Origin of the sequence: Micromonospora sp. WMMD964, assembly GCF_029581455.1 — a bacterium.
Taxonomy (GTDB): domain Bacteria; phylum Actinomycetota; class Actinomycetes; order Mycobacteriales; family Micromonosporaceae; genus Micromonospora.
Window position 1 is genome coordinate 3,525,544 of record NZ_CP120860.1, and the last position, 14,364, is coordinate 3,539,907.

Sequence of the window (14,364 nt, forward strand, 5' to 3'; positions counted from 1 at the left end):
AGCGGAGCGGAGCCCCGCAGTCGCGAACGAAAGGCCAGCAGAGTGATCAAGCATCTGCTCTCCGGCGGGGACCTGGACGCCGCCACCGCCACCGAGATCCTGGACACCGCCGCCGAGATGGCCACCGTCGCCGGCCGGGAGATCAAGAAACTGCCCGCGCTGCGTGGCCGTACCGTGGTGAACCTCTTCTACGAGGACTCCACCCGTACCCGGATCTCCTTCGAGGCGGCGGCGAAGCGACTCAGCGCCGACGTGATCAACTTTTCGGCGAAGGGGTCCAGCGTCGCCAAGGGCGAGAGCCTGAAGGACACCGCGTTGACCCTCCAGGCCATGGGCGCCGACGCCGTCGTCGTCCGGCACCCCGCCTCCGGCGCCCCGCACCGGCTGGCCAACTGGGTCGACGGGTCGGTCGTCAACGCCGGCGACGGCACCCACGAGCACCCCACCCAGGCGCTGCTGGACGCGTACACGATGCGGTCCCGGCTGGGCCGGTTGGCCGGCCTGTCGGTCGCGGTGGTCGGCGACGTCCTGCACTCCCGGGTCGCCCGCTCCAACGTGCTGCTGCTCTCCACCCTCGGCGCCAAGATCACCCTGGTCGGCCCGCCGACCCTGATCCCGGTCGACATCGCCGGAGCCCTCGCTCCCGGCACCGACGTCTCCTACGACCTCGACTGCGTGCTGCCCGACGTGGACGTGGTGATGATGCTGCGGGTGCAGCGCGAACGCATGAAGGACTCCTACTTCCCCTCCGCACGCGAGTACGCCCGCCGCTACGGTCTGGACGGCCCCCGGATGCGCCGCCTGCCCGAGCACGCGATCGTCATGCACCCCGGCCCGATGAACCGGGGCATGGAGATCACCCCGGAGGTCGCCGACTCACCCCGCTCCACGATCGTCGAACAGGTCACCAACGGGGTCTCCGTGCGGATGGCTGTCCTTTACCTGCTGCTCGGAGGGAACAACCGGTGAGCGCGTACCTGATCACCAACGTGAGTGTCGTCGGTGGCCCGCCGACCGACCTGCTGATCCGCGACGGCGTGGTCGCCGAGATCGCCGACGGGCTGTCCGCGCCGGACGCCACGGTCGTCGACGGCACCGGGCTGGTCGCCCTGCCCGGCCTCGTCGACCTGCACACCCACCTGCGCGAGCCCGGCCGGGAGGACGCCGAGACCGTCGAGTCCGGTTCCCGGGCGGCGGCAATGGGCGGCTACACGGCGGTCTGCGCCATGGCCAACACCTCCCCGGTCGCGGACACCGCCGGTGTGGTCGAGCAGGTCTGGCGGCTCGGCCGCGAGGCCGGCCTGGTCGACGTGCAGCCGATCGGCGCGGTCACCGTCGGGCTGGCCGGCGAGCGCCTGGCCGAGCTGGGCGCCATGGCCGACTCCGCGGCCCGCGTGCGGATCTTCTCCGACGACGGGCACTGCGTCGCCGACCCGTTGCTGATGCGCCGGGCCCTGGAGTACGTCAAGGCGTTCGACGGGGTCATCGCCCAGCACGCCGAGGAGCCCCGTCTCACCGAGGGCGCCCAGATGCACGAGGGTGAGGTCTCCACCCGGCTCGGGCTGATCGGCTGGCCGGCGGTCGCCGAGGAGGCGATCATCGCCCGGGACGTGCTGCTCGCCGAACACGTCGGCAGCCGCCTGCACGTCTGCCACGTCTCCACCGCCGGCAGCGTCGAGGTGCTGCGTCAGGCGAAGGCCCGTGGGGTACGCGTCACCGCCGAGGTCACCCCGCACCACCTGCTGCTCACCGACGAGCGTGCGGAGACCTACGACCCGGTCTTCAAGGTCAACCCGCCGCTGCGGACGGCCGCGGACATCGCCGCGTTGCGCGCCGCGCTCGCCGACGGGGTGATCGACATCATCGCCACCGACCACGCCCCGCACGCCGTGGAGGACAAGGAGTGCGAGTGGGCGTACGCCCGGCCGGGGATGCTCGGCCTGGAGACGGCCCTGTCCATCGCGCTCGACGTGCTCGGCCCCGAGTGGGACCTGATCGCCGAGCGGATGTCGCGTACCCCCGCCCGGATCGCGGGGCTGACCGGGCACGGCGTCGACCCGGCACCCGGTGTGCCGGCCAACCTGACAGTCGTCGATCCGGCCGCCCGCCGCACCATCGAACCGGCGGAGTCGGCCAGTCGCAGTCGCAACACCCCGTACGCCCGCATGACGCTGCCGGGTCGCATCGTGGCGACCTTCCTGCGTGGCGAGCCGACGGTCCTGGACGGAAAGGCAGTCAAGTGAGCGCGAGGAATGCAGCGCGGCGGAGTCCCGCAGTCGCGAACGAAGGGCGGGCACGGTAATGGTCAAGCGCAGGCCCGCGATCCTCGTCCTCGAGGACGGGCGCACGTTCCCCGGTGAGGCGTACGGCAGCGTCGGCGAGACCTTCGGCGAGGCGGTCTTCACCACCGGCATGACCGGTTACCAGGAGACGCTCACCGACCCGTCGTACCACCGGCAGGTGGTGGTGCAGACCGCACCGCACATCGGCAACACCGGCGTCAACGGCGAGGACGACGAGTCCGGCCGGATCTGGGTGGCCGGCTACGTCGTCCGCGACCCGGCCCGGATCGGCTCGAACTGGCGGGCCACCGGCGGTCTCGAGGACCGCCTCGCCACCGAGGGTGTGGTGGGCATCAGCGGGGTGGACACCCGGGCGCTGACCCGGCACCTGCGTGAGCGCGGCGCGATGCGGGTCGGCATCTCCAGCGTCGAGAAGGACCCGCAGAGCCTGCTGGCCCGGGTCCGGCAGTCACCGCAGATGGTCGGCGCGGACCTGTCCGACGAGGTGAGCACCCCCGAGCCGTACGTCGTCGACGCGATCGGCGAGCACCGGTTCACGGTGGCCGCGCTCGACCTGGGCATCAAGCGCAACGTGCCGCGTCGGCTCGCCGCGCGCGGGGTGACCACCCACGTGCTGCCGGCGTCGTCGAGCATCGAGGAACTGCTCGCCACCGGCGCTGACGCGATCTTCCTGTCGCCCGGTCCGGGCGACCCGGCCACGGCCGATGGCCCGGTGGCGGTGGCCCGGGAGGCGCTGCGGCGGGAGGTGCCGCTGTTCGGCATCTGCTTCGGCAGTCAGATCCTCGGCCGGGCGCTCGGGTTCGGCACCTACAAGCTGGGCTACGGCCACCGGGGGATCAACCAGCCGGTGCTCGACCGGGCCACCGGCAAGGTCGAGGTGACCAGCCACAACCACGGCTTCGCGGTCGAGGTGCCGGGCACCGGCGCGGTGGTCCCCGACCAGGTGATCGACACCGACTTCGGTGGCGTGCGGGTGTCGCACGTCTGCCTCAACGACAACGTGGTCGAGGGGCTGCGGGCCGTGGACGTACCCGCGTTCACGGTCCAGTACCACCCGGAGGCGGCGGCCGGCCCGCACGACGCCGACTACCTCTTCGACCGTTTCGCCGAACTGATCGAGGGCCGGACCCACAGCGGCCGGACCCACAGCAAGGGGCGCAGCAATGCCTAAGCGGACCGATCTCAAACACATCCTGGTGATCGGCTCCGGGCCGATCGTCATCGGGCAGGCCTGCGAGTTCGACTACTCCGGCACCCAGGCGTGCCGGGTGTTGCGCAGTGAGGGGATCCGGGTCAGCCTGGTCAACTCCAACCCGGCCACCATCATGACGGACCCGGAGTTCGCCGACGCGACCTACGTCGAGCCGATCACCCCGGAGTTCGTGGAACTGGTCATCGCCAAGGAGCGCCCGGACGCGATCCTGGCGACCCTCGGCGGGCAGACCGCGCTGAACACGGCCGTCGCCCTGCACGAGAACGGCGTCCTGGAGAAGTACGGCGTGGAGCTGATCGGCGCGAACATCGACGCCATCAACCGCGGCGAGGACCGGCAGCTGTTCAAGGAGATCGTGGCGAAGGCCGGCGTACGCCTGGGTGTCGAGGACCCGAGCGGGCTGGTTCCCCGCTCCCGCGTCTGCCACTCGATGGAGGAGGTCGAGCAGGCGGTCGCCGAGCTGGGCCTGCCGGTGGTGATCCGGCCGTCGTTCACCATGGGCGGCCTGGGTTCCGGCATGGCGCACACCCCGGAGGACCTGGCCCGCATCGCCGGCGACGGCCTCGCCGCCAGCCCGGTGCACGAGGTGCTCATCGAGGAGAGCGTGCTCGGGTGGAAGGAGTACGAGCTCGAACTGATGCGCGACCGCCACGACAACGTGGTGGTGGTCTGCTCGATCGAGAACGTCGACCCGATGGGCGTGCACACCGGCGACAGCGTCACCGTGGCCCCGGCCATGACGCTCACCGACCGGGAGTACCAGCGCCTGCGTGACCTGGGCATCGCCGTGCTCCGTGAGGTCGGGGTGGACACCGGCGGCTGCAACATCCAGTTCGCGGTGAACCCGGTCGACGGCCGGATCGTCGTGATCGAGATGAACCCGCGGGTGTCGCGTTCCTCGGCGCTGGCCTCCAAGGCGACCGGCTTCCCGATCGCGAAGATCGCCGCGAAGCTGGCCATCGGCTACACCCTCGACGAGATCCCCAACGACATCACCCTGAAGACCCCGGCGGCCTTCGAGCCGACCCTGGACTACGTGGTGGTGAAGATCCCCCGGTTCGCGTTCGAGAAGTTCCCCGGCGCGGACCCGGAGCTGACCACCACGATGAAGTCGGTGGGCGAGGCGATGAGCCTCGGGCGCAACTTCACCGAGGCGCTGAACAAGGCGATGCGCTCGCTGGAGACGAAGTCCGGCGGTTTCTGGACCACTCCGGACCCGGAGGGCGTCACGCTGGCGGACACTCTCGCCGCGCTGCGGATCCCGCACGACGGGCGGCTGTACACGGTGGAGCGGGCGCTGCGCCTCGGCGCGTCGATCGCCGAGGTCGCCGAGGCGTCCGGCGGGATCGACCCGTGGTTCCTGGACCAGATCGCCGCGTTGATCGAGCTGCGCGCGGAGATCGTGGACGCGCCGGTGCTCGACGCCGACCTGCTGCGCCAGGCCAAGCGGGCCGGCCTGTCCGACCGGCAACTCGCCGCGCTGCGCCCGGAGTTGGCCGCCGAGGACGGCGTACGGACCCTGCGGCACCGTCTCGACGTACGTCCGGTCTACAAGACGGTGGACACCTGCGCGGCCGAGTTCGAGGCGACCACGCCGTACCACTACTCGACGTACGACCTGGAGACCGAGGTCGTGCCGTCGGACCGGCCGAAGGTGCTGATCCTGGGCTCCGGCCCGAACCGGATCGGCCAGGGCATCGAGTTCGACTACTCCTGCGTGCACGCGGTCCAGGCGTTGCGGGGCGCGGGCTACGAGACGGTCATGGTCAACTGCAACCCGGAGACCGTCTCCACCGACTACGACACCGCCGACCGGCTCTACTTCGAGCCGTTGACCTTCGAGGACGTCCTGGAGGTCTGGCACGCCGAGGACTCGTCCGGCCGGGCGGCCGGCGGGCCGGGCGTGGTCGGTGTGGTCGTGCAGCTCGGCGGTCAGACCCCGCTGGGGCTGGCGCAGCGACTCAAGAACGCGGGCGTGCCGATCGTCGGCACCTCCCCGGAGTCGATCCACCTGGCCGAGGAGCGGGGCGCGTTCGGCGCGGTGCTGGCCCGGTCCGGGCTGCGCGCGCCGGCGCACGGCATGGCCACCTCCTACGACGAGGCCAAGACGATCGCCGACGAGATCGGCTACCCGGTGCTGGTCCGGCCGTCGTACGTGTTGGGCGGCCGGGGCATGGAGATCGTCTACGACGACCCGACGCTGCGCGACTACATCGGGCGGGCCACCGACATCTCCCCGGATCACCCGGTGCTGGTGGACCGGTTCCTCGACGACGCCATCGAGATCGACGTGGACGCGCTCTGCGACGCCGACGGCGAGGTCTACATCGGTGGCGTGATGGAGCACATCGAGGAGGCCGGCATCCACTCCGGTGACTCGTCCTGTGCGTTGCCGCCGATCACCCTGGCGGGCTCGCACCTGGCGGAGGTCCGCCGCTACACCGAGGCCATCGCGCGTGGCGTCGGCGTCCGTGGCCTGCTCAACGTGCAGTACGCGCTGAAGGACGACGTGCTCTACGTCCTGGAGGCCAACCCGCGGGCGTCGCGGACCGTGCCGTTCGTCTCCAAGGCGACGGCGGTGCCGCTGGCCAAGGCGGCGGCCCGGATCGCGCTCGGTGCGAGCATCGCCGGGCTGCGCGCCGAGGGTCTGCTGCCGGCCACCGGTGACGGGGGCACGATGCCCGCCGACGCGCCGGTCGCGGTCAAGGAGGCCGTGCTGCCGTTCAAGCGCTTCCGGACCCGCTCCGGCAAGGGCATCGACTCGCTGCTCGGCCCGGAGATGAAGTCGACGGGCGAGGTGATGGGCATCGACACCAACTTCGGGCACGCGTTCGCCAAGAGCCAGTCGGCCGCGTACGGCTCCCTGCCGACCAGCGGGAAGATCTTCGTGTCGGTGGCCAACCGGGACAAGCGCGGCATGATCTTCCCGATCAAGCGGCTGGCCGACCTCGGCTTCGAGATCGTCGCCACCGCCGGCACGGCCGAGGTGCTGCGTCGGCACGGCATCGCCTGTGAGCAGATCCGCAAGCACTACCAGGCGGGTGAGGGCGACGACGCGGTGTCGCTGATCGGCGGCGGCCACGTGGCGCTGGTGATCAACACGCCGCAGGGCTCGGGGGCCAGCGCCCGCTCCGACGGGTACGAGATCCGCAGCGCGGCCGTCACCGCTGACATCCCCTGCATCACCACGGTCCCCGGAGCCGCGGCGGCCGTGATGGGGATCGAGGCGCGGATCCGGGGCGACATGCGGGTCCGTCCCTTGCAGGACCTGCACGCCACCCTGCGGGCGGCCCAGTGACGGTGTTCGAGCGGGTCGTACGACCTGGGTTGTTCCGGATCGGCGGCGGGGACGCCGAGGCGGCGCACGAGTGGACGCTGCGGCGCTTGGCCGCCCTGTCGCGGCGGCCGGCCGCCCTGGCCGCGCTGCGGGCCCGGTACGCGGTCGACGCGCCGCGCACGGTGTTCGGTGTGCGGTTCCCCAACCCGGTGGGGTTGGCCGCCGGGATGGACAAGGACGGCGCGGCGTTGCCCGCGTGGCCGGCGCTCGGCTTCGGCTTCGTGGAGGTCGGCACGGTCACCGCGCACGCCCAGCCGGGCAACCCACGGCCACGGCTTTTCCGCCTGCCGGCCAGCGAGGCGGTGGTCAACCGGATGGGCTTCAACAACGCCGGTGCCGCCGCGTTGGCCGTCCGGCTGGCGGCGCTGCCGCGCCCGCTCGGGGTCCCGCTGGGCATCTCGCTCGGCAAGTCCAAGGTGACCCCGTTGGACGAGGCGGTCGAGGACTATCTCACCTCGTACCGGGCGCTGCGCGGGCACGGTGACTACTTCGCGGTCAACGTGTCCTCACCGAACACCCCGGGCCTGCGCGCGTTGCAGGACCGCGCCCACCTGGACGCGCTGCTCGGCGCGTTGGTGGGGGAGAAGCCGGTGCTGGTCAAGATCGCGCCTGATCTGACCGAGGCGGCGATCGCCGAACTGCTGGAGGTCTGCCTCGCCCGGGGCGCCGCCGGGGTGATCGCCACCAACACGACGCTGTCTCGCGCCGGGCTCGCGGCGGTGGACGCCGACCGTGGCGAGCAGGCCGGCGGCCTGTCCGGTCGACCGTTGACCGGCCGGGCCCGGGACGTGGTGGCCTTCGTGCATCGCGAGACCGGTGGTCGGCTGCCTGTCATCGGGGTCGGTGGGGTGCTCGATCCGGACGACGCCACCCGGATGTTCGACGCCGGTGCCTCCCTGGTGCAGCTCTACACGGGTTTCATCTACCGGGGCCCGGCCCTGGTCCGGGCCGCCGCCCGGGCGAGTGCCACGGCGGTGACACCGGATCCGGTCGCCGGCCGGTGACCGTCCGACGACCCGGTGCCGGCCCGGCCCGATCTGGAGCCGGGCCGACCCCGGGTCGGCGTCGCGCCGGGGTACCCGACCCCGCTGTCGGCCCTTTGCTCTGCACCTGCGGGTGCACCACCCGGCGTCCGCCACCAGCCGTCCGAGATCGCGCCGTCCGAGGTCGCGCCGTCCGGGGCGCGTCGTCCGGGGCTGCGTCGCCGAGGTCGCGCCGTCCGGGATCGCGCGGACCGGAATCGCGCCGTCTGGGATCGCGCGGACCGGAATCGTGCCGTCCGGGATCGCGCGGACCGGGATCGCGCCGTCCGGGATCGCGCCGTGCGGCGTGTCGCATCGGTGGGTGCAGAGCAAAGGCCGCGAAGGAGTGGCTCGACCGGGCCGCGCAGCGTCCGCCGTGCGGCCCCTTCGCGCCCCGAGAGGAGTACGCGTGACCCCCGAGGAGATCCTGGCCGCCGACCGGGCCCACGTCTGGCATCCGTACGCGGCACTGCCACCGGCGAACCCGCCGTACGTGGTGCGCAGCGCCGAGGGCGTCCGGCTGCGGCTGGCCGACGGCCGTGAGTTGGTGGACGGGATGTCGTCCTGGTGGGCGGCGATCCACGGGTACCGACACCCGGTGCTGGACGCGGCCGTCACCGACCAGCTCGGTCGGATGAGCCACGTGATGTTCGGCGGGCTCACCCACGAGCCCGCCGTGCACCTCGCCCGCACCCTGGTCGAGCTGACCCCGGAGGGCTTGGAGCACGTGTTCCTGGCCGACTCCGGGTCGGTCAGCGTCGAGGTGGCGGTGAAGATGTGCCTGCAGTACCAGCGGGCCCTCGGGCGGCCGCAGCGGCGTCGGTTGGCGACCTGGCGGGGCGGCTACCACGGTGACACCTTCCACCCGATGAGCGTCTGCGACCCGGAGGGAGGAATGCACCACCTGTGGGGCGACGTGCTGCCCCGACAGGTGTTCGCCCCGGTGCCGCCGGGCGGTTTCGACGACCCGCCCGACGACGCGTACGTGGCGGCGTTGGAGCAGACCGTCGCGCGGTACGCCGACGAACTGGCCGCCGTGATCGTCGAGCCGGTCGTCCAGGGCGCCGGCGGGATGCGCTTCCACCACCCGGGTTACCTCCGGGTGCTGCGCGAGGTGACCCGCGCCCACGGGGTGCTGCTGATCTTCGACGAGATCGCCACCGGGTTCGGCCGTACCGGTGCGATGTTCGCCGCCGAGCACGCCGGGGTGACCCCGGACGTGCTGTGCGTGGGTAAGGCGCTCACCGGTGGCTACCTGACGCTCGCGGCGACGCTCTGCACCCCGGAGATCGCCCGGGGCATCTCCGCCGCCGGTGTGCTGGCGCACGGACCCACCTTCATGGGCAACCCCCTGGCCTGTGCGGTGGCCAACGCCTCCATCGGCCTGTTGCGGGGCGGGGACTGGAAGGGGCAGGTCGCCAGGGTCGGCGCCGGCCTACGTGCCGGCCTGGAGCCGCTGCGCGGTACGCCGGGCGTCGCCGACGTGCGGGTGCTGGGCGCGATCGGGGTGGTCCAGCTCGACCACGAGGTCGACCTCGGGGCGGCCACCGCCGCCGCGGCCGAGCGGGGGGTGTGGCTGCGCCCGTTCCGCGACCTGGTCTACACGATGCCGCCGTACGTCACCGACGACGCCGACCTGGCCCGGATCGCTGCCGGCGTGGCGGCGGCCGTGGCCGCCGGCTGACCACACGGATACACCGGGAGGCGAGCCGCCGCCCGGACGACAAGAGAGAGGGAGCACCGGATGGAGAGCTTCGGAACCCGGCTGCACCGGGCGATCACCGAGAGGGGGCCGCTCTGTGTGGGCATCGACCCGCATCCCGGTCTGCTGGCCCGTTGGGGCCTCGCCGACGACGTCCAGGGTCTTGACCGCTTCACCCGGACCGTCGTGGAAGCCCTCGGTGACCGGGTTGCGGTGGTCAAGCCTCAGTCGGCCTTTTTCGAGCGTTTCGGGTCCCAGGGCGTGGCCATTCTTGAGTCAACTATCCGACAGTTACGAGATGCCGGCTCGCTCGTTCTCCTCGACGTCAAACGTGGCGACATCGGTTCGACGGTGAGCGCGTACGCCTCCGCGTACCTTGATCCATCCAGCCCGATGTATGTCGACGCGGTCACCGCGAGCCCCTACCTCGGCGTCGGTTCGCTGGCGCCGATGTTCGAACTGGCTGCCGAGCACGGCGGCGGCGTGTTCGTGCTGGCGCTCACCTCCAACCCCGAGGGCGCGGCCGTGCAGCAGGCCCGTACGGCCGACGGCCGCACCGTGGCGCAAACCGTGATCGACGAGATTTCCCAGCTCAACAGGGGTGCGACCCCGCTCGGGAGCTTCGGTCTGGTGGTCGGGGCGACGATCGGTGACACCGGTCACGACCTCTCCGGTGTCGGGGGTCCACTGCTCGCACCGGGCCTCGGCGCGCAGGGTGCCGGGGCTGCCGATCTGCGGACCGTCTTCGGTTCCAGCCTCGCCTCGGTGCTCCCGTCGTACTCCCGGGAGGTGCTCTCGGCGGGCCCCGACGTCGCTGCCCTGCGGGCCGCCGCGGACCGGGTGTCGGCCGACTGCCGGGCCGTCCTGCCTGCCCTCTGACTGACTGACGGGTCGGTCACTTTCCGTTGATCATGGGCCCCCCACGTTGCCGAAAGCTCCGTTGACCGCTAGTTTTCCCCGCGCTGGGAACCACGGACCCCTTGGTTCACAGCGACACCACGTTTCACAGATGCGGTGGTGCGCCCCGCCCGCCGCGATAGGGACCTGAGGAGAACTGGTGCCGCTCCCGTCACTGACCCCCGAACAACGCGCTGCCGCGCTCGAGAAGGCCGCGGAGATCCGCAAGGCCCGTGCTCAGCTGAAGGAGCAGCTCAAGCAGGGCAAGACCACCCTCGGTGCTGTCCTTGAGCGCGCCGAGAGCGACGACGTCGTCGGCAAGCTCAAGGTTTCGGCCGTCCTGCAGGCCATGCCGGGCATCGGCAAGATCCGGGCGACCCAGATCATGGAGAAGCTCAAGATCGCCGACAGCCGTCGCCTGCGTGGCCTCGGCGAGCAGCAGCGCAAGGCACTGCTTGGAGAGTTCGCCGCCAACTGAACCTGGCAGCGTGTAGAAACAAGCAGTGAGCACGGATGACGAGGCGCGCCCGGCGGCTCGGCTCACTGTCCTGGCTGGACCTTCGGGTTCCGGCAGGGAGAGTGTCGTCGAGCTCGTCCGGGCGCGTTCTCCGTCCGTGTGGTTGCCCGTACCGGCGACCACGCGGCCGCGCCGCGAGTCGGAGATCGACGGGGTTGACCGCGTCTTCCTCGCGCCGGCCGAGTTCGAACGCCTGCTCGCCGCCGGCGAGCTGCTGGAGTGGTCCCGGATCGGCTCGTACCGCAGGGGCACCCCGTATCCACCGCTGCGCGCCCGCCTCGACGCCGGGCAGCCGGTGTTGCTCCCGCTCGACCTACCCGGCGCTCCGCTGGTGCGCGCGCGTCTGCCGGACTCCCGGCTGGTGCTGCTGAGCCCACCCGGATACCGCCCCGACGCCCAGGTGGCGGCGGTCTTCGAGCACACGCTGACCCACGACCTCACCGAGCGGGTCGTGGACGAGCTGGTAGGCTTACTCGGTTCTTCTTATCCGGATCCGACCTGGTCGCGCGTGCGTGGCTGACGGTCGGCCGCCGTTGAGACTCAGCACCGCGTCCGCGCGGCTCGAAAGACGCAGAGGTTAATTCGTGGGATCCATCGCCAACCCCGAAGGCATCACCAACCCGCCGATCGACGAGCTCCTCGAGAAGACGACGTCGAAGTACGCGCTGGTCATCTTCGCCGCCAAGCGCGCGCGCCAGGTCAACGCCTACTACAGCCAGCTCGGTGAGGGTCTGCTGGAGTACGTCGGCCCGCTCGTGGAGACCACTCCGCAGGAGAAGCCCCTCTCCATCGCCATGCGCGAGATCAACTCGGGCCTGCTCACCGCCGAGCCGACCGACCAGCCGTAAGCACTCGCCGGCCGATGTCCGCCTCGATCGTCCTCGGGGTCGGCGGCGGCATCGCCGCCTACAAGGCGTGCGAGCTGCTGCGACTCTTCACCGAATCCGGTCACCGGGTTCGGGTCGTGCCGACCGCGTCGGCGCTCCGGTTCGTCGGGGCGCCGACCTGGGCGGCGCTCTCCGGGCAGCCGGTCGCCGACGACGTCTGGACGGACGTCCACGAGGTGCCGCACGTCCGCCTCGGTAAGCAGGCCGATCTGGTGGTGGTCGCACCGACCACCACCGACCTGCTCGCGAAGGCCGCCCACGGGCTGGCCGACGACCTGTTGACCAACACCCTGCTGACCGCCCGCTGCCCGGTGCTGCTGGCCCCGGCCATGCACACCGAGATGTGGGAGCACCCCGCCACCGTGGCCAACGTCGCCACGCTGCGCGCCCGGGGGGTGCGGGTCATCGAGCCCGCCGTCGGTCGGCTCACCGGCGCCGACACCGGCAAGGGGCGGCTGCCCGACCCGGCGGAGATCTTCGCCGTCGCCCGTCGGCTGCTGGCTCGGGGCGACTCCGCCCCCGCCGACCTGGCCGGCCGCCGGCTGGTCGTCACCGCGGGCGGCACCCGGGAGCCGCTGGACCCGGTCCGCTTCCTGGGCAACCGTTCCTCCGGCAAGCAGGGGTACGCGTTCGCCCGCGCCGCCGTCGCCCGGGGCGCCCAGGTGACTCTGATCGCGGCCAACGTGTCCCTTCCCGACCCCGCCGGCGTCGACCTGGTGCGGGTCGGCACCACTGCCGAGTTGCGGGAGGCAACGGTGAAGGCCGCCGTCGAGGCCGACGCGGTGGTGATGGCGGCGGCTCCGGCCGATTTCCGGCCGGCCACGTACGCGCCTGGCAAAATCAAGAAGTCGGACGATGGTGTCGCGCCCACCATCGACCTCGTCACGAACCCCGACATCGCGGCGGAGCTCGGCCAGCGCAAGCGACCGGAGCAACTGCTCGTGGTGTTCGCCGCCGAGACCGGCGACGCCGAGGCCAACGGCCGGGCGAAACTGGCCCGGAAGCGGGCCGACCTGATCGTGATCAACGAGGTCGGTCCGGACCTGGTCTTCGGCGCCGACACCAACACGGTGACGATCGTCGGCGCGGACGGCTCGGTCGTCCGTCTGCCCGAGCAGGCCAAGGAGTCCGTGGCCGACGCGGTGTGGGATCTCGTCGTGGCGCGGCTACCCGGCAGTTCCTGACGGGTGGTAAAGGGCGCGACCGATCCCGACACCGGCCGCAGTGGTGATTAGACTGCCGCGGAACGACCTCACACGCTTAGGAGTGCCGTGACACGCCGTCTCTTCACGTCCGAATCGGTCACGGAAGGCCACCCGGACAAGATCGCCGACCAGATCAGCGATGGCATCCTCGACGCGCTGCTGGCCGAGGATCCGCACAGCCGGGTGGCGGTGGAGACCATGATCACCACCGGCCAGGTGCACATCGCCGGTGAGGTGACCACCAAGGCGTACGCCGACATCCCGACGATCGTCCGCCGGACCATCCTCGACATCGGCTACGACTCGTCGAAGAAGGGCTTCGACGGTGCCTCCTGCGGCGTCAGCGTCTCCATCGGCGCGCAGTCCGAGGACATCGCGCAGGGCGTGGACAACGCCTTCGAGCTGCGTACCGGGGCGTCGGAGAGCGCGCTGGACGCGCAGGGCGCCGGCGACCAGGGCATGATGTTCGGCTTCGCCTGCTCGGAGACGCCCGAGCTGATGCCGCTGCCGATCGCCCTCGCGCACCGACTGGCCCGCCGGCTCGCCGCGGTCCGCAAGGACGGCACGATCCCCTACCTGCGTCCGGACGGCAAGACCCAGGTCACCATCGAGTACGAAGGGCTGCGCCCGGTTCGGCTGAACACCGTCGTCGTGTCCAGCCAGCACGCCGCGGACATCTCCCTGGACTCGCTGCTCACCCCGGACGTGCGTGACCACGTCATCGCCCCGGAGCTGGAGAGCCTCGGTCTGGACACCGACGGTTACCGGCTGCTGGTCAACCCGACCGGCCGGTTCGAGATCGGCGGCCCGATGGGCGACGCCGGGCTGACCGGGCGCAAGATCATCGTCGACACCTACGGCGGGTACGCCCGCCACGGCGGTGGCGCGTTCTCCGGCAAGGACCCGTCGAAGGTGGACCGGTCGGCCGCGTACGCCATGCGCTGGGTCGCCAAGAACGTCGTCGCCGCCGGCCTGGCCGAGCGGTGCGAGGCGCAGGTCGCCTACGCCATCGGCAAGGCCCACCCGGTCAGCCTGTTCATCGAGACGTTCGGCACCGAGACCGTGCCGGTCTCCTCGATCGAGAAGGCCGTCACCGAGGTGTTCGACCTGCGCCCGGCCGCGATCATCCGGGACCTCAACCTGCTCCGCCCGATCTACCAGCAGACCGCCGCGTACGGCCACTTCGGCCGCGAGTTGCCGGACCTGACCTGGGAGAGCACCGACCGGGCCGCCGACCTCAAGTCGGCCGCGGGAGCCTGACCGCCACCAGGCGTAGCGACC

Annotated in this window: 12 protein-coding genes; all 12 read left to right on the forward strand. The window is 71.6% G+C overall.

Annotated elements, in window-relative coordinates; translation table 11 throughout:
- Window positions 1-42: 42 nt before the first annotated feature.
- The 12 genes from O7616_RS16365 to metK all read left to right on the forward strand — a co-directional run bounded on the left by O7616_RS16365 (window position 43) and on the right by metK (window position 14,343).
- Entirely contained in the window at window positions 43-969 is a 927-nt protein-coding gene (locus O7616_RS16365) for an aspartate carbamoyltransferase catalytic subunit (RefSeq protein WP_282260859.1), read from the forward strand.
- Entirely contained in the window at window positions 966-2,243 is a 1,278-nt protein-coding gene (locus O7616_RS16370) for a dihydroorotase (RefSeq protein ID WP_282302775.1), read from the forward strand. Before O7616_RS16365 ends, O7616_RS16370 begins: the two co-directional genes overlap by 4 nt.
- A 58-nt stretch (window positions 2,244-2,301) precedes the next feature.
- Window positions 2,302-3,474 (forward strand): glutamine-hydrolyzing carbamoyl-phosphate synthase small subunit, encoded by a 1,173-nt coding sequence (gene carA / locus O7616_RS16375; protein ID WP_282302776.1) that lies wholly within the window; start codon window positions 2,302-2,304, stop codon window positions 3,472-3,474.
- Window positions 3,467-6,814, forward strand: a complete 3,348-nt coding sequence (gene carB / locus O7616_RS16380) for a carbamoyl-phosphate synthase large subunit (RefSeq protein ID WP_282302777.1) — start codon at window positions 3,467-3,469, stop codon at window positions 6,812-6,814. Before carA ends, carB begins: the two co-directional genes overlap by 8 nt.
- Complete coding sequence (locus tag O7616_RS16385) at window positions 6,811-7,857, forward strand: quinone-dependent dihydroorotate dehydrogenase (protein WP_282302778.1); 1,047 nt, start codon at window positions 6,811-6,813, stop codon at window positions 7,855-7,857. Before carB ends, O7616_RS16385 begins: the two co-directional genes overlap by 4 nt.
- Window positions 7,858-8,284: 427 nt before the next feature.
- Window positions 8,285-9,559, forward strand: coding sequence for an adenosylmethionine--8-amino-7-oxononanoate transaminase (locus O7616_RS16390; protein WP_282302779.1), 1,275 nt, complete (start codon window positions 8,285-8,287; stop codon window positions 9,557-9,559).
- Window positions 9,560-9,619: 60 nt separating this feature from the next.
- On the forward strand, window positions 9,620-10,456 hold the full coding sequence (gene pyrF / locus O7616_RS16395; protein ID WP_282302780.1) for an orotidine-5'-phosphate decarboxylase: 837 nt from the start codon (window positions 9,620-9,622) through the stop codon (window positions 10,454-10,456).
- Between the two features lie 178 nt (window positions 10,457-10,634).
- On the forward strand, window positions 10,635-10,952 hold the full coding sequence (mihF, locus tag O7616_RS16400) for an integration host factor, actinobacterial type (RefSeq protein ID WP_030335662.1): 318 nt from the start codon (window positions 10,635-10,637) through the stop codon (window positions 10,950-10,952).
- 25 nt (window positions 10,953-10,977) lie between these two features.
- Window positions 10,978-11,511, forward strand: coding sequence for a guanylate kinase (locus O7616_RS16405; RefSeq protein WP_282260847.1), 534 nt, complete (start codon window positions 10,978-10,980; stop codon window positions 11,509-11,511).
- Between the two features lie 64 nt (window positions 11,512-11,575).
- Window positions 11,576-11,839 (forward strand): DNA-directed RNA polymerase subunit omega, encoded by a 264-nt coding sequence (rpoZ, locus tag O7616_RS16410; protein ID WP_030335666.1) that lies wholly within the window; start codon window positions 11,576-11,578, stop codon window positions 11,837-11,839.
- Window positions 11,840-11,853: 14 nt separating this feature from the next.
- Complete coding sequence (coaBC, locus tag O7616_RS16415) at window positions 11,854-13,062, forward strand: bifunctional phosphopantothenoylcysteine decarboxylase/phosphopantothenate--cysteine ligase CoaBC (RefSeq protein ID WP_282302781.1); 1,209 nt, start codon at window positions 11,854-11,856, stop codon at window positions 13,060-13,062.
- 87 nt (window positions 13,063-13,149) lie between these two features.
- Complete coding sequence (gene metK / locus O7616_RS16420; RefSeq protein WP_204944578.1) at window positions 13,150-14,343, forward strand: methionine adenosyltransferase; 1,194 nt, start codon at window positions 13,150-13,152, stop codon at window positions 14,341-14,343.
- The last annotated feature ends 21 nt before the right edge of the window (window positions 14,344-14,364 follow it).

Bases quoted from the DNA above. Each gene is read 5' to 3' on its own strand.
- pyrF (WP_282302780.1), top strand. From the start codon at position 9,620: ATGGAGAGCTTCGGAACCCGGCTGCACCGGGCGATCACCGAGAGGGGG.
- carA (WP_282302776.1), top strand. From the start codon at position 2,302: ATGGTCAAGCGCAGGCCCGCGATCCTCGTCCTCGAGGACGGGCGCACG.
- coaBC (WP_282302781.1), top strand. From the start codon at position 11,854: ATGTCCGCCTCGATCGTCCTCGGGGTCGGCGGCGGCATCGCCGCCTAC.
- carB (WP_282302777.1), top strand. From the start codon at position 3,467: ATGCCTAAGCGGACCGATCTCAAACACATCCTGGTGATCGGCTCCGGG.